Here is a 22,021-nt window from a genome sequence, read left to right on the forward strand (position 1 = left end):
CAAACTGGACAAATGTTTGACATAGATTTGGTGGCAAAGTTAGTTATTGTCCCAAATTATGTCATTAATCCCATATTTAAGCACTAAAAGAACGAACGACTGGTGGCAAAGTTAGTTATTACCCTTGCAATAAAAAATCCTCAACGAATGAGGATATAAAGTGCTAAAGTCCAGGAATGAGTTGTGTCCAGTTTTCAATTCCTTGTTCTTGAAAAACTCTCAAGGTATTGACGTAACATTGATTTGCTCCGTCATTTTGCACAACACCGATTTTTTTGCGGCCATTTACTTTATTCAAAAAAACAACTAAATCTTCGTAAGAAGCAGAAGGTCCATCAGCTGTTAATGAAGGCAAATCCTGACCTTTACCACAAAACAGCAAAACCTCAGCTTTTTTATCATTTCCAAAAGAATAATCCTGCCTCTTGAATTTTACTAATCCTTCTTTCAGCTTATCTAATTCTCCTGCCTTTTCTTGAGCTTTTTTCAATTCTTCTCTTGTCTTCTCAAGCTCTTGTTCAACAGCTATCTTCTCATCTTTGATTTTTTTTATTGCTGAATCTGAATTACCTTGAAAAAGGATCAAAATGATAATTGCAAAGTTTAGGAAGATATCAGCAGTAACAGTTGACATTATTCTCATTTTGGACTCTCCGCAGTAATTCCGTCTTTCATCTTTTTTGGCAACAGCATCTTTATCAATTGCAATACCATGACCAAAATCAATCCTTGACCAGTTGTTAGCAATGCAACAATCAAGCCTTCTTTTGACGAGCTTCCTGAAGCAAGAAGATCGATTTGTTGTATTAAGCCGATAACAGTCCCAAGAAATCCTGACATCGGAATCATTTCACAAAAAGCATTAAACTTTTGTTTTTCGCAAGTTAAAAGAAGATGATGCAATGCCATGCAAAACAAAAATCCAGTTAAATAAACAATGAAGCCTTGATCAGACAGTTTCTTGAAAATGCTAATCAGTTCAAATGTCTTTACTGACAAATATGCCAAAGGAAGATAAGTAATGTAAAGAAGATTCAAGAGCTTGCCTTTCATAGATTTCTGATTATCAATCATCGATTCCTCCTCCTCTATTGCTTTTGCAAGTTGGGTAAGTAAGTACGACACTCAAAGCCAAATAATCAAGATCACTATAAGTCAAGTCACTTTCTTTGGAAGAAAAAACTCTGATGTTATCAACATTTTGTCCACAATAATCAAAAGCTGCTTTGTAGCGAATTTTTTTGCCAACATCATTAATAAAATATGATAGCGTACAACACTCACCAGAACAGCTAATCTCAAAATCTTTATGTTTTTCAGTAACAAATCCATTAGTAAAACAAGAAAGAATCATTTTAAAAAGCTCTTTTCTCATTCTTCGAACCACAATAATATTTGTAGTGCTATCATGTTCAGAAAAAATCTGATACCATTTTGGAGCTGGTTTTTTTACAGGCTTCGCCTTATCTTTCTTTTTCTCAAGCTTTGGAACTGTTAAATCAGAATCTTTTTTGGCAGATTCTGATTTTTTTAGAACAAAATCTGGAATTCCATCATCGCAAGTTTGTTGTTGCTCAATTTGAGTTGGTGCTTGTTGAGTTTCTGTTTTTGCCAAATCAAAAGGAATATTTAATGCTAGAATCTTAGAAGGCGGATTATCTTTGATGTACTCATAGCTTCCTAGAAAAATAATTGCCAGAACCACAAAAGAATAAATCATAAGATGAGTTTTTCTTTCCATTCTCTTTTTCTCCTTGTAGTTTTAAGGGTGCGCGAAGAATTTTAGCTCTTTATAATAATAAAATTTTACAATTTTGTCAATAAAAAAATCCTCATAGAGGATTAAACAAGGTACATTATTTTGTCGAAAAGGGATTGCAAATTGGCTTGACCAAAAGAATTTGATCAACCAGATCTACTCGTGACTTCCTTCTCAGATTATGAATTCCATCAACACTATAGATTTTCCAATCAGTAATTTCATCAAATCCATTATGACTAACTTTTGATCTAAAATACATTCTGAATCCTTTGTCATTTACAGTTGATGCAAAAGAAACATCACAGAAATTCTCATACTGCCAACAATTCACTTCAACACCTTCATTATAATATCCAAAACAAAGATAGCGCATTTGCGAGAGCTCAGCTTTCCAGCGTTTCAAGGTTTCTTTATCTATCGAATTCCCTCTTTTACCACCTTGCATCAGCAAAACTTTCCATGAAGGGTCAGCATTTTCACCTAAAACATGATCTTTCTTGCTTGGACCAAATTTCAAATAACTAACTTTGGGAACATTATCTTTTGGATCAATGACAATATTTCTTTTCAAACTAGCATCGCCTTTTTGAATCAAAGGTGTAGTCTGAGTCGCCTGAGTAGTAGTCTTTGCAGTTTTATGTCCATTACACTCAAAGAAGTGCATCTGCAGTTTCCAATCAAAGAACCAGGCAACCAAGATCAGCAAAAAAGTAATAATAGCAAAAGCAACCAATAGTCTCATCACAGTCTTAAATCGTTGCTTCAATCTATGATAGGCTCTTCCAATTGCTATTATTTTTTTTACAGGAACTGCAATGACTAAGAACAATACTGATATTATGCCCAAAATACTTTTCAGTTTTCCACCTGCAACTGGCAATATCTTTCTCTTAAATACGTCTTTAATTTCGAGCCACTTGAATTTCAATTCATTTTTCAATGAACTAACCATTGTTTTGATGCTCATCTTTTTCCTCCTATGAAAAGGACGTGAAAACAAGAATAATTGAGTATATATCTTTTACAACATTTTGTCAAGATTTAAGAATTGAATATTTATGTTTCGCTTGCTAAAAATAAGCAATTTGATTATACTAACTTAAGCTCTTTATCAACTGACAAGGAGGAAGGAATGAAGCCTGAAGCAAACGACGCTTTTAACAAAATTGTTGCAAATATTAAAGCAATGCATCAAAATACTGGCGGCAAGTTTAAGGATTTGCGTATTGCAGTTAGAACATATTCTGATGAAAAATTTCAGGTAACATATTTTTATTTGCCAACAAAAGAGCCATTAGTTTTTTCTTGGCCACGTGAATTTGAACCAAAAGAAAATGAAAAAGTTGAAAAAGTCGCTTTTATCGGTTTTACAGAGCAAGGCAAAGAAGCGCCAGTTACTGATTTTAGCAAAATGGTTTTTATGGTTTATAGAAAGTATCTTGAACGTGGCGGACAAAAAGAAAAGTTTATTGTGCGAGTGATCGTTAGCCATGATATTTTCACAATTAGTGTTTTTGACAGGCAAGAAGATTTGAATCAAATTGCAATGTGCGGAATGCGAAAAAATGATGAAACTTTCTTGCCTATTGGCGATGGAGATTATCTTGTTCATATCAGAAATGGCAATCTCTATATTACGAATTTTGATTTGCCATAGTGTTCTTTACTTTTTACAGCATAATGTGCTGTTTTTTCTTTGTCCGCCGACTTGTCCTCCGAAGCTTAGCGAAGGAGGAAGTCCCAGCCTTTTCGCAAAAAGTGCTGGACGAAGGAGGATTCAAATAATATTGCCAAGAATAACAAAATAATATATAGTTTAGCTTGCTCTTTTAGCAATCAGCAAAGGAGGAAAAAAGATGCCCAGACCGCCGATTTCCTGTGCAGTTGCTTCTCTTCGAGAATATTATTTGTCACAAGGCGAAAAACTCGCAGATCTTCGTTTTCAGATGACAACAATAGAAGACGGATCTTTTGAAATCGTTCGCGTTGATGAAAAAGGCAGAGTATTAGATTTTCATACTGAGGTAGGTATCGCCACAGTTGAAGATCCAGCCTGGCGAAATCAAGGCGTCTATTATCTTCGTCCAGATAATCTTGGTCAATTTCATTTGGAAACAACAGTTGAAAAATCTTTCTTAGCAATGGAACGACATTTGGCAAAATATTCTCTTGATTATAGCAATCTTGTTTATCGAGACGAAGATCAAAATACTTATGTTTTGCGAATTGACGTAAATCGTGGATTAAATATCTTGTTTTCCGAAACATTCGCCAAAACTCCAGCTTGGAGATCAGGACAAATCGAAGCCTAATCAAATTTAATCGTACTTTTTACAGCTTTATCGCTGTTTTTTTATTTCTGCTATTTCTGCGTTAACTTCCGCGTATTTCTGCGCTAAGAGTTAAAAAGCCTTGTTCAAATCGCAAAAATAATATATATTAATCTTGCTCTTTCGGGACCGCAACAGGAGAGGAGGAGGAAAAAGATGGCAAAGCCACCGATTTCTGCAGCAATAGCTTCTTTGAGAGAACATTATGTTGCAAGTGGAGTTCAACTCTCGGATCTTCGTTTTCGAATGATAATTTTCGAAGAAGGAAAATTTGAAATTGTTCGAGTCGATGAAACAGGAATGGTTTCATATTTTCGTTTAGAAGAAGGAGTTTCAACTATCGATGATCCCGCTTGTGCAACTCCAGGTGTTTACTACCTTCGTCCAGATTCACTTGGCAAGTTTCATCAGGAAATAGCAATGGCAGACGCTTTGCTGATTGTTCAAAATAGGATCGAAAGAGAAAAGATCACAGGACACACAATCGTTCCAACTGATGATGGAAATACTTTTAAATTTACTGTTCGAAGCAAAGACAGAGAATTTTTCTCTCTGACCTTCGCAAAATCGCCAGTTTTAAGAGCGTACTCTCAAGCGAATCCTCTTCATGTACCAACCGCACCTTAGTCAACAGCTTTCACGCTGTTTTTTATTTGGGACCGTTAGAAATGGGAAATGAGAATTGGGAAAGCTTTATAAATCATTTATATTTTTTCCACCTGTTTCTCAAACAATAAATTTGTTTTCCAACAATATTATATTTTTCAATTAATTTTTCCGCAGTATCTTTTCTTATATACCCAGACATTAAAGCATCTTCTATATGACTTATTAATTCATTACATGAACCTAAAGCAGAAGTTAGATATCTTTTAAATTCAGCTTCTGATCTGCCGAATCCTTCTGCTATGTTAGCATGAATTGAATTTGCAGCTCTTAAAATTTGGTTAACCAAATATTTTCCTTCATAAGGAAATTTTCTGACAATTTTTATTAATACTGAGAATAAAAGTTTAGAATTTTTATAAACAATCAAATCATTATATTTCATGAATTAATAATATAATAAAAAACCAGAAACATTAAATTTCTGGTTTAAATTTTTTTAATTTTCAGTTCTCATTTCTCACTTCCCATTTCCCAAGTTCCCATTTCCCACGCTCCTATCCAAAAATATGATATTGAGCCACAAGAAACGCAATAATTACGGCAATCGTATTGATAACCTTAATCAAAGAATTCAACGCTGGTCCAGCTGTATCTTTAAATGGATCTCCAACTGTATCGCCAACAACTGCAGCTTTATGAGCATTTGATCCTTTTCCACCCAAATTTCCATCTTCAATATATTTCTTGGCATTATCCCAAGCAGCACCGCCAGTTGTCATTTGAATTGCTAATAATAGTCCTGTAATAATAAGACCAATCAATAATCCGCCAAGAGCCTTAGGACCTAATACAAATCCAACAAATATTGGTGATAATACTGCTAATAAAGCAGGAGCAATCATTTCTTTTTGAGCTGCTTTTGTAACAATATCAACGCATTGTCCATAATCAGGCTTATCAATACCTTCCATAATTTTCTTTTCTCTGAATTGTTTTCGAACATTATCAACGACTTTGAAAGCAGCTTTTCCTACAGCTTGCATTGCAAATGAGCTGAAAACAAATGGTAATACTCCACCAATTAATAAGCCAACTAAAACATAAACATTATCAACTTGTAAAACAGTGTCTAAATTAAGATTGAATTTTTTAACTGCGTTTGCAATTTCATCAGTATATGCTGCAAATAATGCTAATGCAGCCAAAGCAGCAGATCCAATGGCATAGCCTTTTGTAACTGCTTTAGTTGTATTTCCAACTGCATCTAAAGCATCAGTAATTTTTCTTGTTTGTTCAGGTAATCCTGACATTTCTGCGATACCGCCAGCATTATCAGTAATTGGTCCATAAGCATCAATTGCAACTACAATTCCAGCCATTGATAACATTGCGCATGCAGCAATTGCAATTCCATAGACACCGCCAAGAGAAAAGGAAGCTAAGATACCAACAATAATTGTTAATACAATTGGCCAAGTACTTTGCAATCCAACTGCCAATCCAGTAATGATGTTTGTTCCTGCACCTGTTTCTGAAGCTTTAGCAATTGATTTAACTGGTTTATTTTTACCTGTGTAATATTCAGTAATTACAGTAATAATAATTGTTACAGCTAATCCAACTAATGCTGCAAAATATAAATTTAAATCAATTCTCAAAATTCTAACAACAACCAAAAATCCAATTGCTGAAAAAATTGCTGAAGCAATTGTACCTTTGTACAAAGCCTTCATAATATTTTCGTCAGTCAATTTTACAAAGAATGTACCAAGAATTGATGCGATAATAGCGACACCACCCAAAGCTAATGGGAAAATAACGCCATTTGAAACCGCAACGCCTAAAAGCATTGCTGCAATTAATGTGACAGCATAAGTTTCAAATAAATCAGCAGCCATGCCAACATCATCGCCAACATTATCACCAACATTATCAGCAATAACAGCAGGATTTCTTGGATCATCTTCTGGAATTCCAGCTTCAACCTTGCCTACTAGATCAGCGCCAACATCAGCAGCTTTTGTGTAAATTCCTCCGCCAACTCTAGCGAATAAAGAAACTAATGAAGCGCCAAAACCAAATCCAATCAATAAAATTGGATCTCTAAAAATTAAATAAAATATTGTTACGCCTAAAAGGCTTGTTCCAACAACAGCCATGCCAGTAACAGCTCCGCCTTTGAAAGCTACATCCAAAGCTTTTGATAATCCTCTTGTTGCAGCTTGAGCAGTTTTTACGTTAGCTCTAACTGAAACGCTCATTCCAATAAATCCAGCCAAAGCTGACAAGAAAGCGCCAACCAAGAAGCCGATTGCAGTTTGAAAATTTGTTGCAACCCATAGGACTACAAACAAAATTACTGCAAAGATAGCAATTGCCCTATATTGTCTTTTTAAATAGGCCATTGCTCCTTCTCTAATCGCTTTTGAGATTTCCTCCATTTTTTGGTTGCCTTTTTCTGCTTTGTTAATTTGCATGACCAAATAGCCTGCAAAAAACAACGCGATAATCGCGGATACCAATGCGAAAATTGTCATAACGTTTTATTTAATTGTTATATTTAAACTTAAAATATTCGGAAATTATATTATTACACGCATATCTATTTCAATACACTAATATCCTAATATCTTAATATCCGAATATCTAAACGATTTAATATTCGGAAATTATATTCAAAACGTAAATCTTTTTCTACAAGTCAATATCCGAATTTCTTAGTATCTGAATATCTACACGATTTTGATATTACGGATATTATTTCTTCTCGGCTTTTTCTTTCTTTTCAGATTTATCTTCCTTTTTTGATTCTTCTTTTTTAGTTTCAACTTTTTCTTCCTTAGCCTCAGGTTTTTTATCAGTTTTTTCTGTTTTCTCTTTACTGTTTTCTGTTTTTACATCCTTCTTCTCTTCAGCCTTAGTTTTATCGTCAGTCTTTTCATCATTGCCAGAACTTTCATCCTTGAGCACGTCGATTTTCCAACCCGTCAATTTCACAGCCAAGCGTACATTTTGTCCATGTTTACCAATAGCTAATGATAATTGATCTTCAACAACTTCAACTTTTGCTGTTTTTTCTTCTTCATTTAATTGAACAGAAATAGCTTTTGCTGGAGATAATGCATTTGTAATAAATTTAACTGGATTTTCATCCCAAGAAATAATGTCAATCTTTTCTCCGCCTAATTCATTAATAATTGTTTGAACTCTAGTACCTCGCTGGCCTACGCAAGCGCCAATTGGATCAATTTCTTCTTTTGTTGACATAACTGCGATCTTTGTTCTTGCACCAGCTTCTCTGGCAACAGCTTTAATTACAACAGCGCCAGCTGCGATTTCTGGTACTTCTAATTCAAACATTCTTCTGACAATATCAGGATGAGATCTAGATAAAATAATTTCTGGTCCTTTTGCTGATTCTTTTACTTCGACTAAAAACACTTTTAATCTTTGTCCAATAGAATATTCTTCGCCTCTGATTTGTTCAGTTGGAAATAATAATCCAGTTGCTTGGCCAAGATCAACAAACATAGTTTGACCTTCCATCCTTTGGATTGTGCCATTTAATACTTCGCCTTCTTTATCTTTATAAGCATCAAAGATTGTATTTCTTTCTGCTTCTCTGATTTTTTGGATAATAACTTGTTTTGCAGTTTGAGCAGCAATTCTACCAAATGAAATTTCTTTTGGTGTAATTTCTGTTTTGATAATATCGCCTACTTTTGCGCCCTTTTTTAATTTTTGACCTTCTTCTACTGTTACTTGTCTTTCAGCCTTGTCTTCCTCTTCTTTTTCTTCAACAACTTCTTTGACATCAAAAACTAATGTCTTGCCAGTCTTTGGATCAAATTCAGTTTCAATCAATTGACCTTTTTTGCCATAATCTTTACGAAAAGCAGCAGCCAAAGCAGCCTCAATTGTTGAGATTACATCTTCTTTTTTTAAATTTTTTTCTTCACAAATTTGTTCAATAGCGAGTTCAAATTCAGTAGCCATAAGTTTAATATTAGATAATTATTAGTTAAATTAATTTTACCAAATTTCACAGGAAATGGGAAATGTGACTTTGAGAAATGTGATAATGAGACCTTGGGATCTTGGGATTGCGAACTGCGTTGCGTTTCTCATTTCCCATTATCCCATTTCTCACGGTCCCAATAAAAAAGAACACTAATGTGTTCTAGGATTGACTTATTCAACTTTAGATAAGTTTATCATAATGTACGAAAAATGCAAGAGAATTAGTGTTTAATTAGGAAATCTTGTCACTATTTGGAAATTCAGTTTCAAATTCATCATTACACGAATTTGGCGCTGAAGCAATGACGACAACAGTTGCACCATCGGTACAAGCAATCACCTGATGGATAACGCCAGGTTCGATATAAACAGCTTGATGCTCGCTCGCATTCAGGTTCGTAGAGTGTCTGTAACATTTTCCACATCTAATCACTTTAACAGAACCATTAGTGCAAAAAAGCATTTCGTGCTTTCTTTTGTGATAGTGGCAACCTGTCTTATTCCCCTTTGTATCCAGAGTCACACAATAAACGAATCTGCATTTGAATTTTGGAGCTAAGGGAGCACGTTTATCAAAAAGTACCTTTAAAGTACGTCCGGGCTTTTCGTCATTTCTTCTTTGAGGCAAATCAAAAGTTGTTTCCATAAATGACTGTGTTGGTTTTGAAAGAAAATCCATCGGATCATCGCCAAACTTCTTTCTCGCCATCTCTCTTCCCTCCTCTTGTCCAAGGTGCTTATTACAGCTTAATCTTATGTACGTAAAAGTCAATATTTAATATTTAATATCCGTAATATCTTAATTTCCGAATTTCCGTCAGCTCTCCGCCAGCGCATCCTTAAAATGCCTTAAACTTGCTCTTCTCGTTTTCATATTCAGCTCAATCGCCACAACATCAATTCTTATCGCATCACGAATATTATTTAGACTAATATAATTATAAATCGTCTTTGCCATCTTTTTTAGCTTAAAAAAATCAACCGCTTCTTGCGGTTGACCAAAATATAAATTAGTTCTTGTTTTAACTTCAACAAAGACAATTGTATTCTTATCTTTTGCAATAATATCAATCTCACCAAATCTAGAATGATAATTTTTATCTAAAATAATATAATTTAGTTTTTTCAAATGATCACAAGCCAACTTTTCACCCAAATCACCAATTTTAAGATTAGTATTTGTCATCAAGTTACTAGTTACTAATTACAAGTTACTTTTTAAAAATTAAACCATAATGATATTCATCAGTCTTTATATCTTTAACAAATGAAAATCCAGCATTCTTGGCATGTTTTAGCACAACATCATAAGCAATTCTCTCATTAACATTTGGTCCAACAGGAATTGCTTCTTTTCTCCAATCAACAACTAATAATTTTCCGCCTGGTTTGGTCATTCTATAGCTTTCCGCAAAAATCATGTCTGGTTTTTTTGATTGATAAAGATTCATAACAAGCATTACCAAATCAACGCTATCGTTTGAAATTCCAGTTGCATTTGGTACTTCAATATCTGCCCAAACAGGCTTTACATTTCTGGCACCATAAAAACTAATGTCTGATCTAATTCCAGACAAAACAGCTTTTTGCACATCAACAGCATAAACAATTCCAGAAGGTCCAACTAATTTTGATGCTGCAAATGTCATATATCCAGATCCGCAACCAAGATCAGCAACAATCATATTTTGGGCAATATCAGATTGCCTTAAAATATCTTTCGGATTCAAAAAACTTGGCGCTTTTAATGAAATTGGTTTTTGTTTTTGCATAATATTACACTAATATTTTACTAATTACTCTAATTATCACTAATATAACATACAATTGACGAATTGTTAAAAATGAGATAAATTTAAACTAACAAATCTTACACAGATTCAAAACAGATTTTACACAGATACACAGATTATTTTGTTATTTATAATTTAGTTATTTTGTTATTATTTCGGGCCTGTAGCTCAGTGGTACGAGCGGTCGGCTCATAACCGATTGGTCGTTGGTTCGATCCCAACCAGGCCCAAATCTAATTATAAATTACAAAATGAGAAATAACAAAATTTCCGATAATTTTTCATTTATAATTTAGTTATTTTGTTATTAGCTTGGGCGGTTAGCTCAGTTGGCTAGAGCGTTACGTTGACATCGTAAAGGTCATCTGTTCAAATCAGATACCGCCCACCAAGAAAATTATAAATGCAAAATTCAAAATGAAAAATTTCTACCCTGCCCATGGCAGGGGTTTCGTTTTAAAATGCTTAATGCTTTTTTACACGAACCCCTCCCATGGGGAGGGTAGAAACCTTTACAAAACAATATTTTCCTGCTAAATTAATTTATTCATAATTTTGCTCGCACCAAGGAGGAGGAACACATGCAAAAACTCGTTGGAAAAAGAGTTATTGCCATATTTGATGAAAAAAAAGGCATCGGCGAGCGCGAATATAAGGGACAAATTGAAAAAATGGAAGGTTCTCTAGTGCTACTTGTATCAGTCAAACGAGTTCTCGATTACGACCTCGATGAAAAGACCAATAAGTATAAAGAAGAAGATCATCCTGACCTTTTGATAAATATGCATTCTGCAAAATTTATTCGCTTTGCGATCATTCCGGAAAGCAAAGCTTAGACCATCGTCAACGGTCTTTTTTATTTTGTTAAAATTTTCACAAATCTCTTCGGTATTTCTTCAACAAACCTAGATTCTCTATTCTTAATTGTACAAAGATAGAGAATTTTTTTTGCTCGAGTAACGCCAACATAAAAACATCTTCTCTCTTCCGACAATCTTTCTTCTAAGCTTGCATCTCTAATCACTTTCATAATTTCATAATCTTCTTTAACCTGTGGAAAGCCATGCCTGCCAGAATGAAGTCCAACCAGAAATACAATATCGCTTTCCATACCTTTTGCGGAATGAATCGTTGTAATTGTGGGTACAGACGCGACGCTCGGCTTTTTCCGGAGAAAGCCGAGCGTCTTCTGGTTAAATCTCTCAATATATGGTGCCAGAACTTTCCAATTGCGACCTAGAATCATTATGTTTTGCTTCTTTATCTTTTTAATTTCACTCAACACAAATTCCACTTCTTCTCGTTTATCTTTTGCTTTAAAAACCAAAATCTTATTTTTAAATGGCCAAAAAGGCTTAATCTTTTTTCTATATTGCTTTTTATTTTTCCTAATAATTTTAGAAGCAGAATTCACAATATACCCATCGCTTCTATAATTAAAAGGCAAAACAATTGATTCACAAGTCTCTTTATATTTCTTTTTAAAATCCAAAATAAAACCAATATTTCCGCCTCGCCAGCCATAAATCGCCTGCCAATCATCACCAACTACAAATAAATTATTATTCTTATTATTTAGCAAATCCAAGAATTTAACTTGAGTAAAATTAACATCTTGGAATTCATCAACTAAAATATGTTTGAATTTATTTTGATAATGTTTTAAAACTTTTTTATCATTAACAAGCAATTCAATCGCCTTGTTCATTAAATCTTCAAAATCAAAATAATTATGCAAAAATAGGTATTTTTGATAATAGCTAAAAATTAAAAATAATAATCTATAAAAATTCTTCGAATCGCAATCAGAAATTAATTTTGCTCTCTTGACAATGTCAGCTAAAGTCAGTGATCTTGATTTGCATTCTTTTATTATCTTAGTTACCTCTTCAAAAAATAGATATTCAGGCCAATTATTCTCTTCTAAATAATCTTTATAAGCTAAAGCAAACTTTTTATTCTCGCATAATTTATCAATGCAAAATTTAAACATCTTATCTTGATTTTTGTCAGTAATAATCTTAATCTTGCTCGCATTTCTAAAATTTTCACGTAATATCTTAAAAGCAGTTGCATGAAAAGTTGATACCCACATTAAATTTGCATTCACATCCATCTTTATTAATCTTTCTTTCATTTCTTTTGCTGCATTTCTTGTAAACGTTATCGCCAAAATATTTTCTGGATTAATTTTATTATTTTTTACTAAATTAAAAACACGAGATGTTAAAACTCGTGTTTTGCCAGATCCAGCACCAGCCAAGCACAAAATATGTTTAGATTTAGAAGTTGAAGCCTGCAATTGTCCAGGATCTAATTTTTTTAAATAATCTAACATAATTTATCGCTTCACTTGATTTATCTTAAATTAAATATTATTATTCAATATTCGCACTTTCACAACCAAGGAGGGAAAAAGAAAATGCCAAACCATTCTCGCAAAATGAGAATCTTTAGTGCTGTCGCGCTTTATCCTCAATTCTTGATTTGGTTATCTGGATTTGTTTGGTCAATTCTATTTCTTATGTCTACACTCGTAAGTTACAATGATCTACGCTTAATTACAATCGGCAGCATAATTGTATGTATTTCATTTTGTTTTTTGATTTTTGGTTTTGAACTAAACTATCGTTTTATCAAAATTATTTTAATCATTATAAATGCAATTGCTGTTTCGCTGATTCTCTATTTTGTTTTAACTCATCCTTATTCTTTCGATGATTTTGGAGGAAAAATATTCTTCTATCCAGCATTTTTATTTCTCGGATTTGATATCTTCCTCGCAATTTCACTTTTTTTCATTCCCTTTGATCTGATCATCAATTATGTTATGACTATGCAAAAATATTTCTAACAGGAGGGAAAGGAAATGGAACCAGAATCAACAATCATCTGGCGTCAAAGAATTCAGAAGTTTTTTCTTGATATTCAAGAAATCATTTGGTTGCTTGGCTTAATCTGGTCAGAATTATGTACTATTATCATCATTCCAACTCAAGGAATTATTTCTTACTGCTTTGTTATTTGTGTGTATAGTTACATGATTCTGTCGATTTTTTCAATCTTCAAATTTTTCCACAGATATCTTAGCTTGTTTTTTATCTTAATCAGTATTTTTGCCATGCTTCCATATGCATTCATTCTTAACTCAATTCCAAAATTGCCAGTCAATGTTCCGATGTTCTATATACTTGGCTTCATTTTCTTTTTGTTTTTCGATCTTTGTATCTTCGTTTGCACGTTCAAATCAAAAGACTAAGCTTTTTGCCTAGTCTTTTTTTATCCGCCGACTTGTCCACCGACTTGTCCACCGAAGCTTTGCGGAGGCGGAAGCCTTTGCGAAGGTGGAAGCTTTAGCGAAGGCGGATTTTGTTTACTTTTTTAATTCTTTGAAAGTTAATGTCCAGAGATTATATTTGAAAGTAATCAATAAAGTTTTTATCGTTAGCGAAACAATTATTAACAATAATACTGCAAGAACAACGCAAATCCAAAACAAAATTGATCCTAGAATTGCTTTAGTTAGCAAAATCAAAATAACAACTGGAACTGCAATCAAGAATATTGCCATAAAAATCGCAATTGAAACTGCCAAATTTATGCCAATAAAAATTAATGCAACAACAATGGTCTGCCAGAAATTATTAATCAGCAAATTATAAGCTGTCTTTATTGATTCAACAATTTTATTATCTTTCAAAACAATTGCCCTCAAAGCATAATTTAAAATCAAAGACAGAAAAATTACTTCAGGCACAAAAATTAATAATGCTAGTAATAATAACAAAACTGCTCTGCCAAATAGTTGAAAATAAAATAACAATGTTACTGGCGTACCAAGAATTATAAATGACAAAAATATCGTTAGCCCAAACAGCAAAGATATTCCTAAAATTCTCCAGAAATATTTTTTGCCAATAATAAGTCCATCTTTAACATTAGTTTTAACTTGTTTATCAAGCTTATCAGCACAGCCAATCAAAGCGCCTTGTGAAATTATTGATAAAATCCATAATGCTAGACCTATCAAAAATAAAACTGCCAAAATTACAATAATTACCCAAATAACATTTTGATCAATAAAAGATTTAAGATCTAAATTTTGAGTGTTGATTTGAGTAGTTTTAGGCATTGACCCCATATCAAATCCATTAAAATTCATTCCGCTTCCACCAGACATCAATGCAATAAATAATCCAAAAAACCAGAGGAATTTGAATTTCCAAGTCAAACTTAAACTACGTTTAACTAAATTAATATAGTCCATATTTTTAACTTAAGAATCAATTTTCTTCAGCAAATCTGCACGACTAGAACTAAAGTTCTCCGAACCCCAGCTGAAGCTGGGTCATAACCGAAATTACTACCCAACTTTAGTTGGGGTTAGTGCAACTTTAGTTGCAGAACGGCTGCGGCCTGGAAGACAATTCAAATTTATTTTTTTTGCGATTAACTTTATTTATCTTCCGCCATCATTTTGTTAAACTCTTCTTTCTCGATAACTTCGTGATCAATAAGTGCGTTCGCGATTTTTTCAAGTTTAGCCTTATTATCAGTAATAGTTTTAGTCGCCAAAGCATTTCCATTATTAACAAATCCTCTGACAGCTCTATCAATTTCAGCAGCAACTGCTTCAGAATAATCTCTTTGCTCGCCAATTTCTTTACCTAAAAAGACTAATTCTTCTTTTTGACCAAAAGTCATTGGGCCAAGATCAGACATTCCATAATCAGTCACAAGTTTGCGTGCAACAGCAGTTACTTGTCTTAAATCAGATGTTGCGCCAGTAGTTACATCGCCAAAAGTTAATTTTTCAGCAACATAACCGCCTAATAATACTGCTAAATCATCCAAAAATTCAGCTTTAGCATGAAAATGTTTTTCTTTTTCAGGTAATTTAAGCGTATATCCTGCAGCTTGTCCTCTTGAAATAATTGAAATCTTTTGAACTGGATCAGCATTTGGCAATAAATGTGAAATCAAAGCATGACCAGCTTCATGATATGCAGCAATCTTCTTTTCTTCTTTAGACAACATAAAACTTTTTCTCTCAGGCCCTAGCATTACTTTTTCAATTGCATCAACACAATTTTTCATGCTGACAGTCTTTTTATTTTCGCGAGCAGCAGTTATTGCAGCTTCGTTCATTAAATTTTTTAAATCAGCACCAGAAAATCCAGGAGTTCGCTGTGATAATACTTTTATATCAACATCTTTTTCTAAAGGTTTGTTCTTTGCATGAATTTTCAAAATTGCTTCTCTTGATTCCATATCTGGCAAATCCAAAACAACTCTTCTATCAAATCTGCCTGGGCGAAGCAAAGCTGGATCCAAAACATCAGGTCTATTTGTCGCAGCAATAACTACAATTCCAGAATTAGGAATAAATCCATCCATTTCTGACAAAATTTGATTTAGCGTTTGCTCTCTTTCATCATGAGATCCGCCTAAACCAGCACCTCTATGTCTGCCAACTGCATCAATTTCATCAATGAAAATAAGGCATGGAGCAGTCTTTTTTGCTTTATCAAATAAATCTCTAACACGTGATGCGCCAACACCAACAAACATTTCCACAAATTCAGAACCAGAAATACTATAAAATGGCACATTTGCTTCATTTGCAACAGCTTTTGCAAGCAAAGTCTTACCAGTTCCTGGAGGTCCAATCAACAAAACGCCTTTCGGAATTTCAGCGCCAAGTTCAGAAAACTTTTTTGGGCTTTTTAAAAATTCAACAACTTCCCATAATTCTTCTTTTGCTTCTTTTGCGCCAGCAACATCTTTGAAAGTAATTTTTTTCTTGCCTTTTTCTGGCTCATATTTTTTGGCTCTTGATTCGCCAAACATCATTGCTTTAGAATTTGATTTTTGAATTCCTCTTGCCATAAACCAAATAAATACGCCAACAAGCAAGAAAGGCAAAACAAAAGGCAAAATATTTCCTAACCAATACATTGTGCCAGATTGTTCTGAAACTATGATATTTACTTTTGCTAATTTTTCAGGCTTTACTCCATAATTATTTAAAGAATCTGTCAAAGATGTTTCTTCTTCTTTCTTCGTCTTTACGATCTTGTCATCAGATTTTTTGATTTCTAATTCATTGCCGTTAATCTTTATCTCTTTAACCTGCTCTTTATTTATATCAGATGTCAATTGAGTCAAAGAAATCTCTTCAGTTTTAGTTAGCGGTGTCTTATAAAATGCAAAAATAGATGCAATTATCAAAAACACCAAAATCGCCAATACAAAATTTTTAAGTATTTTTTTCATGAATTTATAAGTAAATTAGTAATAAGTAACTAGTAACTAGAATACAGTTTTTCTAATTACCAGTTACTAATTACTAGTTGCAAGCATTTTAATTTTGTCATATTCTTTCAAGATTTGCAACCCCTTAATTTGTCGCATTGAACCAGTTTTCGCTGTCCTCAAAACTCTCAAAGCTTCTTCCAAATCTAAAAAGCTAATATCTTTAAATTTCTCTAATTTCAATCTCAAAATCGCTCTTTGCAAAGATTTATCAAGAGCTAAAAATTCATTTAATTTCAAAGTATTTTCATCTAAGCTTAGCTCTGCCAATTTTAGTTTTGCGGTCCTTTCAATATAATCAAAATCATCTTTCAAAGTCTTTGCACTCTGGCAAATTGTTGATCTTAAATTTTTGTTATATCCTTCTTCCAAAAATGGCACCAATTCATGCCTAATTTTGTTTCTTAAATAAATATTTTGTGAATTTGTGGAATCATTTCGATATTCCAAATGGTTTTCTTTCAAATAAAGCAAAATATCTCGCTTATAACAATTTAATAATGGCCTGATGATATTATTTTGTTCAAATTTAATTCCGCTCAATCCTTTTAATCCAGATCCTCTCAAGAAAAACATCAAAATTGTCTCTGCATCATCATCCTTATTATGAGCAACTGCAATCTTATCTGCCTTTTCTTTAGCCAAAATTTCATTAAAATAATCATATCTAATTTTCCGGCATTTTGCTTCCAATCCCTTATCTTTTAAATCTAAATCTTTAACCTCTTTAACATAAATTGGCAAATTATATTGTTCAGCCAGTTTTCGTGCCAAAATCATATCCAAAAAAGAATCTTTTCCTCTCAAATTATAATTTACGTGCGCTAATACCAAATCAAAATCAAGAATATTTTGGACTTTCCTGTCTGCCGTAGTTTCAGCGAAGGCAGATAATTCATTACTTTTGACTTTAGATTTTAGACTTTTAATCTTACACAAAATATCCAGCAAGCATACGGAGTCGGGTCCAGAAGACAAACCTAAAATAACCTTCTCGCGAGGCTTAATTAAATTATAATCTGAAATTGTTTTTAATACTAGATCTTGCATAAGTAAGCGGTAGTTTAGCATTAATTAGTGAAGTAATCAAGGTTTTGTGTTTCGGACCGTCGGACCGTCAGAACGTCAGAGCTTCGGACCGTCAGAACTTCGGACCGTCAGAACGTCCTACGCTCCGACGATCTGACGCTCCGACGTTCCCACGTTCCCACGTTCTGATGCTCTAAAATATTTGACAAAAAATTTATATTGTGCTAATTTAGTGCTGGCTGTAAAAAAGCACAGGAGGGAGAACATGGTCGAAGAATACTTGCCATATGCAAAAATCTTGTTAATCTCTGTATCTACATTATTCGGTTCAATAGTATTTCATGAGCTTGGCCACATCATAGCCTATAAAGCATTCAAGGTAAAATTAGTAAAAATAGGTTTTGACAAAATTCCTGGTAGGTTGGAGTATGGTTTTTATGTCAGTTATCAGAAAGATGCCCAATTTTCAAACAGAAAGGACAAGATTGCAACCTTTTCTGGCCCTCTTCTGGAATTCATATTTGGAATTATTTTTCTAGCCTATTGCTTATCTGTACAAAATTCTTATGCTCTCCTCTCTATTATGCCAATTAGCAGTGCCCTTTACAATCTATCTCCATTTTGTCCAGATGGTTCACTGATCTGGAAAAAAGATTAATGTTCATTTTTCACGCCCATGCGTGATTTTTTTTATTTAGAGTATCAGACCTTCAGACCGTCAGAGCTTCGGACCGTCGGACCGTCAGAACGTCAGAGCTTCGGACCGTCAGAACGTCCTACGCTCCGACGCTCCGACGCTCTAAAAACGAAAACCAGCGTTTTCACGCTGGCTCATAGTAATTTTTAATTTCCGAAATTCCGAATATTATTTTTTCTTCTCTTCAGTCTTTTTTTTCTTGTCAGCCTTTTTTTCAGGTTCTTCCTCTTTCTTCACGTCTTTCGTTTCATCAAGCTTTAGCGTTAATCCCAAACGGTGTTCTCCTGGTTCAATTGATAAGATTCTGAATTCTCGCTCTGTACCCATTGGTAATTCTTTTTTAGAATCAGCAATATTGAATGGAAGTTCAGAAACATGGACTAATCCATGAATATCTTTATCAAGTTGAATGAAAATACCGAATGGCTTAACTTCTTTGACAATTCCCATAACCTTCTGTCCTACTTTATATTTCTTAACAGCTTCAATCCAAGGATCTTTTTGTAATTTCTTGATAGATAATGTAATTTTTGAATCTTCAATTCCGATGATTTCAGCTTTAATCTTATCACCAATCTTAACTAAATTTGCTGGATCATCAACTCTTTGCCAAGATAATTCAGAAATATGAACTAATCCTTCAAGACCATCAAATTTTACAAAGATACCGAAATCAACAATTCCAGAAACTTCGCCTTCTACAACATCGCCAACTTTCACATTGCCAATTTTTTCTTTTTGCTTTGTGAATGCTGCTTCTTTTTCAGATATAATTAATTTTTCATCTTTTGGATCAGCTGTAACAATTTGAATCTTCATTTTCTTTCCAATGAAAGATTGCAATTTAGATAAAATTTTATCTTGATCTCCGCCTTCAACCCTAGGATAATGCTCTGGAGTTAATTGAGAAACAGGCATAAAAGCAGGAATTCCAAATAATGTTGTTAATAATCCGCCTTTATTTGCGCTTTGAATTTTAACAGTAATGATTTCTCTTTTATCTCTTTTTTCATTTAATTCATCCCAAACTTCTTTCTTTGTTGCTTTTCTGAATGTTAATTCTAGAATATTTTCTTCATTTTCCATTTCCAAAATTGTTGCTTCAACTTCATCGCCAACATTTAATTCGCCATAAACATCCAAGCTTTCCCAAAGTTCTTTGCCACGTACAACGCCAATACCATATTGACCTAAGTCAATGTAAACAGCGTTTTTTGACATTTCGATAACTTTGCCAACCAAAGTATCGGAAGGCTTTGGGACTACCTGATTTTCTAATTGTTCCATAAGAGCATCCTGCTCTTTTTTTTGTTCGATCTCTGTCTCTTTGACTTTTTCACTGACAAGATTGTCAAGTGTCTTTAATTGTTTAGTGTTTTTCATATAGACCATTATAATTAGTTTTTATTACTTTGGCAAGAGATTTATATCAAATAAGTTAGACTAGTTAGACTGGTTAGAATAGTTTTGTTTTCTTGTTTTATTGCTTTATTGTTCATATGGTGTGAGGCAACAAAAAACAGGTCTAAAACCTGTTAAAACAAAAGTGCGTTTACTTCATTCTCGCTCATCCATCGATGCAAACCAAATTTCCTCAAGAATCGCTCGATGATTGCGATATCAACCCTCGCCAATCTTTCCCAAAGTGAATTGTTATTGTCAACCTTGACCAGATCAGCAATTTTCAAAATTCCTTTGCCTTTCAACACATGATTTCCATCTTCAGAAAGATTAAGTATTGTTACTTCTCTGAGTAAAGCTTCTTTTCTGTTTAATAAAGACAACGAATTCATCTGATCATCCGATCTCATCTTGTCCTCCTCTCTTAAAGCTCGGTCAGATGTTCAATCACTTGATTGTAAATTCTTCGCAAATCGTATACTTGGCTTGTGATATCCTGTTCGAAATAGCCACTTGGACCATTTGCACAAAAAGTCAATTTCTGACCGTTTTCTTGCAGTCCAACGAAATAGCCTTCTTCGAATCGAATCACAAAGCCATTACCTTCAATTTTAGCAATGAAATCTACTTCTTTCAAATCATCGAAATATGTTGCATCATTGCCAGAAAGAAGAGTGATCTTGCCCGCAATCTTCTTCCAAGATGTAATTCTAGACATGTTCGCCTCCTCGCTGACTTTTCAAAACTCTCAATTCATTGATCGCTGTCTTGAAAAGATTGACAGCAGCCAGAGAATTCTCCAATTGCTCTTCCACTTCTCCATTAGGCTCGTAAGCTTTGTAATACAATGCAGCTTTTCTCAAGTGCAATCCAACGTTATAGCCCTTGAAACGAATCATGAATCCATCAATCAACTCCTCAGGAACAAATTCATTTTCATCGATTTGTAAAAAGAACTTTAAGTCAAAAGACGTCTTTTTGGCATAACAGACAACGCTAACTGCAATCATTTTCCAGTTCATTGCCATCTTTCCCTCCTGTGGCTCGAGTCTCTTGAACACCAAATACTACCACAAACAAAAATTACTGTCAAATGAAATAAAAAAACGTATCAAAGATACGTCAGTTCAAAGACCGATCAGAATTTGCTCTCAAATATCGCACAGGATCAAGGTCCATCTTCGGCAAATCTGGATCAACAAAAGGAACATCGGAATGAACATGAATAGAGCACAAAGATTCGTTAGTTCCATAGAATACTATTTCCATAAACATGCCTTCAATAAGATCTTCAAACTTGAAATCAACAGCATGGTCGTTGAAATATGGCCTAGCAATCTGGTACGAGCATACTTCAAATTTCATGAAATCAAGCAAATCGCCATTTGTTCCAGCAATCAGATATGCAGTGTTGCCTTCAATTCTGCAAATTTGTCCGGCATACCATGAATAATACTCTCGATCATATTTCATTTTTGGCGCCAAATGAGGACCTTTCCACCAATCGTCACAATGGATATTGATAGGAAAAACACACATTTCCCTTTGAGCTGCGAGCAATGCATACAGCATATTCTTTAGTGACAAGAATGTTTTTTCCTTCTTGATTTCTTCAGGAACAGTTTCAAAAATCTCGCGCGCCCAATCAAGCTGTGCTCGATGAAGCAACAATGTCATGACTTTTGTGTGCAAGATCATGAAGACAGATCTTTTCTTGTCAGAAAGACTCATATACTTTTCCCATTCAAGTTTTGCTTCCTTGATTCTGCCAAGTGTAATCAAGAAGCATACCAAGTAAGCCATGTACTCTGGATTTTTCGGTTCAACAAGAGTTGCCAGACGGTAATATCCCTCTGCCAATTCTCTATTAACAGCCAATCCATCAATGCAAAAAGCGTTCAAAAAACAAAATTCTGCATTTTTCGAAGTTTCGCGTTCAGGATCTTCCAGGAAATACTCTTCAAGGAGTCTTCTCATTTCAAGAAAATTGTTTGTCGCCTGCAAAGTTCTACAATGAACGATCAGTTTGTCTCTTTCCACCTTTTCCTCCTTCTCCCTCGCTGTC

At 33.9% G+C, this 22,021-nt stretch carries 25 protein-coding genes and 2 tRNA genes; 8 read left to right on the forward strand and 19 right to left on the reverse strand.

What is annotated here, in order from left to right:
- Positions 1–163 precede the first annotated feature (163 nt).
- The 4 genes from WC663_00005 to WC663_00020 all read right to left on the reverse strand — a co-directional run bounded on the left by WC663_00005 (position 164) and on the right by WC663_00020 (position 2,729).
- A complete protein-coding gene (locus WC663_00005; GenBank protein MFA6295735.1) occupies positions 164–634 on the reverse strand; it encodes a hypothetical protein in 471 nt (156 codons plus the stop codon).
- A 5-nt stretch (positions 635–639) separates the two neighbouring features.
- On the reverse strand, positions 640–1,053 hold the full coding sequence (locus WC663_00010) for a MotA/TolQ/ExbB proton channel family protein (protein MFA6295736.1): 414 nt from the start codon (positions 1,051–1,053) through the stop codon (positions 640–642).
- A 13-nt stretch (positions 1,054–1,066) separates the two neighbouring features.
- A complete protein-coding gene (locus WC663_00015) occupies positions 1,067–1,741 on the reverse strand; it encodes a hypothetical protein (GenBank protein ID MFA6295737.1) in 675 nt (224 codons plus the stop codon).
- 115 nt (positions 1,742–1,856) lie between these two features.
- Positions 1,857–2,729 carry a hypothetical protein gene (locus tag WC663_00020; protein MFA6295738.1) on the reverse strand — a complete coding sequence of 291 codons (873 nt, stop codon included), beginning with the start codon at positions 2,727–2,729 and terminating at the stop codon, positions 1,857–1,859.
- An 81-nt stretch (positions 2,730–2,810) separates the two neighbouring features.
- On the opposite strand from WC663_00020, the gene WC663_00025 reads away from it, so the two are divergent.
- The 3 genes from WC663_00025 to WC663_00035 all read left to right on the forward strand — a co-directional run bounded on the left by WC663_00025 (position 2,811) and on the right by WC663_00035 (position 4,719).
- Positions 2,811–3,419 carry a hypothetical protein gene (locus WC663_00025; protein MFA6295739.1) on the forward strand — a complete coding sequence of 203 codons (609 nt, stop codon included), beginning with the start codon at positions 2,811–2,813 and terminating at the stop codon, positions 3,417–3,419.
- Between the two features lie 199 nt (positions 3,420–3,618).
- The gene (locus WC663_00030; protein ID MFA6295740.1) at positions 3,619–4,074 is read left to right on the forward strand and encodes a hypothetical protein; all 456 of its coding nucleotides are present in this window, start codon (positions 3,619–3,621) and stop codon (positions 4,072–4,074) included.
- A gap of 174 nt (positions 4,075–4,248) precedes the next feature.
- A complete protein-coding gene (locus WC663_00035; GenBank protein ID MFA6295741.1) occupies positions 4,249–4,719 on the forward strand; it encodes a hypothetical protein in 471 nt (156 codons plus the stop codon).
- A gap of 73 nt (positions 4,720–4,792) precedes the next feature.
- On the opposite strand, the gene WC663_00040 is transcribed toward WC663_00035, so the two are convergent.
- The 6 genes from WC663_00040 to WC663_00065 all read right to left on the reverse strand — a co-directional run bounded on the left by WC663_00040 (position 4,793) and on the right by WC663_00065 (position 10,493).
- Positions 4,793–5,143, reverse strand: a complete 351-nt coding sequence (locus WC663_00040) for a four helix bundle protein (protein MFA6295742.1) — start codon at positions 5,141–5,143, stop codon at positions 4,793–4,795.
- 112 nt (positions 5,144–5,255) lie between these two features.
- Positions 5,256–7,238, reverse strand: coding sequence for a sodium-translocating pyrophosphatase (locus tag WC663_00045; protein ID MFA6295743.1), 1,983 nt, complete (start codon positions 7,236–7,238; stop codon positions 5,256–5,258).
- A 220-nt stretch (positions 7,239–7,458) separates the two neighbouring features.
- On the reverse strand, positions 7,459–8,697 hold the full coding sequence (nusA, locus tag WC663_00050; protein MFA6295744.1) for a transcription termination factor NusA: 1,239 nt from the start codon (positions 8,695–8,697) through the stop codon (positions 7,459–7,461).
- A 256-nt stretch (positions 8,698–8,953) separates the two neighbouring features.
- Positions 8,954–9,430, reverse strand: coding sequence for a WxcM-like domain-containing protein (locus WC663_00055; GenBank protein ID MFA6295745.1), 477 nt, complete (start codon positions 9,428–9,430; stop codon positions 8,954–8,956).
- A gap of 108 nt (positions 9,431–9,538) precedes the next feature.
- The gene (locus WC663_00060; GenBank protein MFA6295746.1) at positions 9,539–9,907 is read right to left on the reverse strand and encodes a YraN family protein; all 369 of its coding nucleotides are present in this window, start codon (positions 9,905–9,907) and stop codon (positions 9,539–9,541) included.
- A 25-nt stretch (positions 9,908–9,932) separates the two neighbouring features.
- The gene (locus tag WC663_00065; GenBank protein MFA6295747.1) at positions 9,933–10,493 is read right to left on the reverse strand and encodes a methyltransferase domain-containing protein; all 561 of its coding nucleotides are present in this window, start codon (positions 10,491–10,493) and stop codon (positions 9,933–9,935) included.
- A 178-nt stretch (positions 10,494–10,671) separates the two neighbouring features.
- Here WC663_00065 and WC663_00070 point away from each other — a divergent pair.
- From WC663_00070 to WC663_00080, 3 genes are all read left to right on the forward strand, one after another.
- Positions 10,672–10,744 (forward strand) — tRNA-Ile (locus WC663_00070).
- 84 nt (positions 10,745–10,828) lie between these two features.
- Positions 10,829–10,905, forward strand: a tRNA-Val gene (locus WC663_00075).
- A 190-nt stretch (positions 10,906–11,095) separates the two neighbouring features.
- Positions 11,096–11,350, forward strand: a complete 255-nt coding sequence (locus WC663_00080; GenBank protein ID MFA6295748.1) for a hypothetical protein — start codon at positions 11,096–11,098, stop codon at positions 11,348–11,350.
- A gap of 20 nt (positions 11,351–11,370) precedes the next feature.
- Here WC663_00080 and WC663_00085 read toward each other — a convergent pair whose 3' ends face one another.
- A complete protein-coding gene (locus WC663_00085) occupies positions 11,371–12,852 on the reverse strand; it encodes an ATP-dependent helicase (protein MFA6295749.1) in 1,482 nt (493 codons plus the stop codon).
- A 531-nt stretch (positions 12,853–13,383) separates the two neighbouring features.
- On the opposite strand from WC663_00085, the gene WC663_00090 reads away from it, so the two are divergent.
- Complete coding sequence (locus WC663_00090) at positions 13,384–13,773, forward strand: hypothetical protein (GenBank protein ID MFA6295750.1); 390 nt, start codon at positions 13,384–13,386, stop codon at positions 13,771–13,773.
- Positions 13,774–13,887: 114 nt separating this feature from the next.
- Here the strand turns inward: WC663_00090 and WC663_00095 are convergent, their stop codons facing one another.
- The 3 genes from WC663_00095 to tilS all read right to left on the reverse strand — a co-directional run bounded on the left by WC663_00095 (position 13,888) and on the right by tilS (position 17,879).
- Complete coding sequence (locus tag WC663_00095) at positions 13,888–14,781, reverse strand: hypothetical protein (protein ID MFA6295751.1); 894 nt, start codon at positions 14,779–14,781, stop codon at positions 13,888–13,890.
- A gap of 188 nt (positions 14,782–14,969) precedes the next feature.
- The gene (ftsH, locus tag WC663_00100) at positions 14,970–16,790 is read right to left on the reverse strand and encodes an ATP-dependent zinc metalloprotease FtsH (protein MFA6295752.1); all 1,821 of its coding nucleotides are present in this window, start codon (positions 16,788–16,790) and stop codon (positions 14,970–14,972) included.
- Positions 16,791–16,856: 66 nt separating this feature from the next.
- On the reverse strand, positions 16,857–17,879 hold the full coding sequence (tilS, locus tag WC663_00105; protein MFA6295753.1) for a tRNA lysidine(34) synthetase TilS: 1,023 nt from the start codon (positions 17,877–17,879) through the stop codon (positions 16,857–16,859).
- Between the two features lie 244 nt (positions 17,880–18,123).
- Between tilS and WC663_00110 the strand changes: the two genes are divergently transcribed.
- A complete protein-coding gene (locus WC663_00110) occupies positions 18,124–18,516 on the forward strand; it encodes a site-2 protease family protein (protein ID MFA6295754.1) in 393 nt (130 codons plus the stop codon).
- A 207-nt stretch (positions 18,517–18,723) separates the two neighbouring features.
- On the opposite strand, the gene WC663_00115 is transcribed toward WC663_00110, so the two are convergent.
- The 5 genes from WC663_00115 to WC663_00135 form a co-directional block, all read right to left on the reverse strand.
- Positions 18,724–19,938, reverse strand: a complete 1,215-nt coding sequence (locus WC663_00115; protein ID MFA6295755.1) for a S1 RNA-binding domain-containing protein — start codon at positions 19,936–19,938, stop codon at positions 18,724–18,726.
- Positions 19,939–20,090: 152 nt separating this feature from the next.
- A complete protein-coding gene (locus tag WC663_00120) occupies positions 20,091–20,366 on the reverse strand; it encodes a hypothetical protein (protein MFA6295756.1) in 276 nt (91 codons plus the stop codon).
- 14 nt (positions 20,367–20,380) lie between these two features.
- Positions 20,381–20,674 carry a hypothetical protein gene (locus tag WC663_00125; protein ID MFA6295757.1) on the reverse strand — a complete coding sequence of 98 codons (294 nt, stop codon included), beginning with the start codon at positions 20,672–20,674 and terminating at the stop codon, positions 20,381–20,383.
- Positions 20,667–20,984, reverse strand: coding sequence for a hypothetical protein (locus WC663_00130; GenBank protein MFA6295758.1), 318 nt, complete (start codon positions 20,982–20,984; stop codon positions 20,667–20,669). Before WC663_00130 ends, WC663_00125 begins: the two co-directional genes overlap by 8 nt.
- A gap of 94 nt (positions 20,985–21,078) precedes the next feature.
- Positions 21,079–21,996, reverse strand: a complete 918-nt coding sequence (locus tag WC663_00135; protein MFA6295759.1) for a hypothetical protein — start codon at positions 21,994–21,996, stop codon at positions 21,079–21,081.
- Positions 21,997–22,021 lie beyond the last annotated feature (25 nt).

It is taken from the genome of Patescibacteria group bacterium (assembly GCA_041662665.1).
Classification (GTDB): domain Bacteria; phylum Patescibacteriota; class JABMPQ01; order JABMPQ01; family JAQVVF01; genus JAQVVF01.

Excerpts from the sequence above, each read along its gene's own strand:
- WC663_00115 (MFA6295755.1), bottom strand. The coding sequence starts at position 19,938 with ATGAAAAACACTAAACAATTAAAGACACTTGACAATCTTGTCAGTGAA.
- WC663_00015 (MFA6295737.1), bottom strand. The coding sequence starts at position 1,741 with ATGGAAAGAAAAACTCATCTTATGATTTATTCTTTTGTGGTTCTGGCA.
- ftsH (MFA6295752.1), bottom strand. The coding sequence starts at position 16,790 with ATGAAAAAAATACTTAAAAATTTTGTATTGGCGATTTTGGTGTTTTTG.
- WC663_00085 (MFA6295749.1), bottom strand. The coding sequence starts at position 12,852 with ATGTTAGATTATTTAAAAAAATTAGATCCTGGACAATTGCAGGCTTCA.
- WC663_00010 (MFA6295736.1), bottom strand. The coding sequence starts at position 1,053 with ATGAAAGGCAAGCTCTTGAATCTTCTTTACATTACTTATCTTCCTTTG.
- nusA (MFA6295744.1), bottom strand. The coding sequence starts at position 8,697 with ATGGCTACTGAATTTGAACTCGCTATTGAACAAATTTGTGAAGAAAAA.
- tilS (MFA6295753.1), bottom strand. The coding sequence starts at position 17,879 with ATGCAAGATCTAGTATTAAAAACAATTTCAGATTATAATTTAATTAAG.
- WC663_00110 (MFA6295754.1), top strand. The coding sequence starts at position 18,124 with ATGGTCGAAGAATACTTGCCATATGCAAAAATCTTGTTAATCTCTGTA.
- WC663_00125 (MFA6295757.1), bottom strand. The coding sequence starts at position 20,674 with ATGTCTAGAATTACATCTTGGAAGAAGATTGCGGGCAAGATCACTCTT.
- WC663_00035 (MFA6295741.1), top strand. The coding sequence starts at position 4,249 with ATGGCAAAGCCACCGATTTCTGCAGCAATAGCTTCTTTGAGAGAACAT.
- WC663_00090 (MFA6295750.1), top strand. The coding sequence starts at position 13,384 with ATGGAACCAGAATCAACAATCATCTGGCGTCAAAGAATTCAGAAGTTT.
- WC663_00055 (MFA6295745.1), bottom strand. The coding sequence starts at position 9,430 with ATGGCGAGAAAGAAGTTTGGCGATGATCCGATGGATTTTCTTTCAAAA.
- WC663_00065 (MFA6295747.1), bottom strand. The coding sequence starts at position 10,493 with ATGCAAAAACAAAAACCAATTTCATTAAAAGCGCCAAGTTTTTTGAAT.
- WC663_00080 (MFA6295748.1), top strand. The coding sequence starts at position 11,096 with ATGCAAAAACTCGTTGGAAAAAGAGTTATTGCCATATTTGATGAAAAA.
- WC663_00095 (MFA6295751.1), bottom strand. The coding sequence starts at position 14,781 with ATGGACTATATTAATTTAGTTAAACGTAGTTTAAGTTTGACTTGGAAA.
- WC663_00005 (MFA6295735.1), bottom strand. The coding sequence starts at position 634 with ATGTCAACTGTTACTGCTGATATCTTCCTAAACTTTGCAATTATCATT.
- WC663_00030 (MFA6295740.1), top strand. The coding sequence starts at position 3,619 with ATGCCCAGACCGCCGATTTCCTGTGCAGTTGCTTCTCTTCGAGAATAT.
- WC663_00020 (MFA6295738.1), bottom strand. The coding sequence starts at position 2,729 with ATGAGCATCAAAACAATGGTTAGTTCATTGAAAAATGAATTGAAATTC.
- WC663_00045 (MFA6295743.1), bottom strand. The coding sequence starts at position 7,238 with ATGACAATTTTCGCATTGGTATCCGCGATTATCGCGTTGTTTTTTGCA.
- WC663_00040 (MFA6295742.1), bottom strand. The coding sequence starts at position 5,143 with ATGAAATATAATGATTTGATTGTTTATAAAAATTCTAAACTTTTATTC.
- WC663_00130 (MFA6295758.1), bottom strand. The coding sequence starts at position 20,984 with ATGGCAATGAACTGGAAAATGATTGCAGTTAGCGTTGTCTGTTATGCC.
- WC663_00120 (MFA6295756.1), bottom strand. The coding sequence starts at position 20,366 with ATGAGATCGGATGATCAGATGAATTCGTTGTCTTTATTAAACAGAAAA.
- WC663_00060 (MFA6295746.1), bottom strand. The coding sequence starts at position 9,907 with ATGACAAATACTAATCTTAAAATTGGTGATTTGGGTGAAAAGTTGGCT.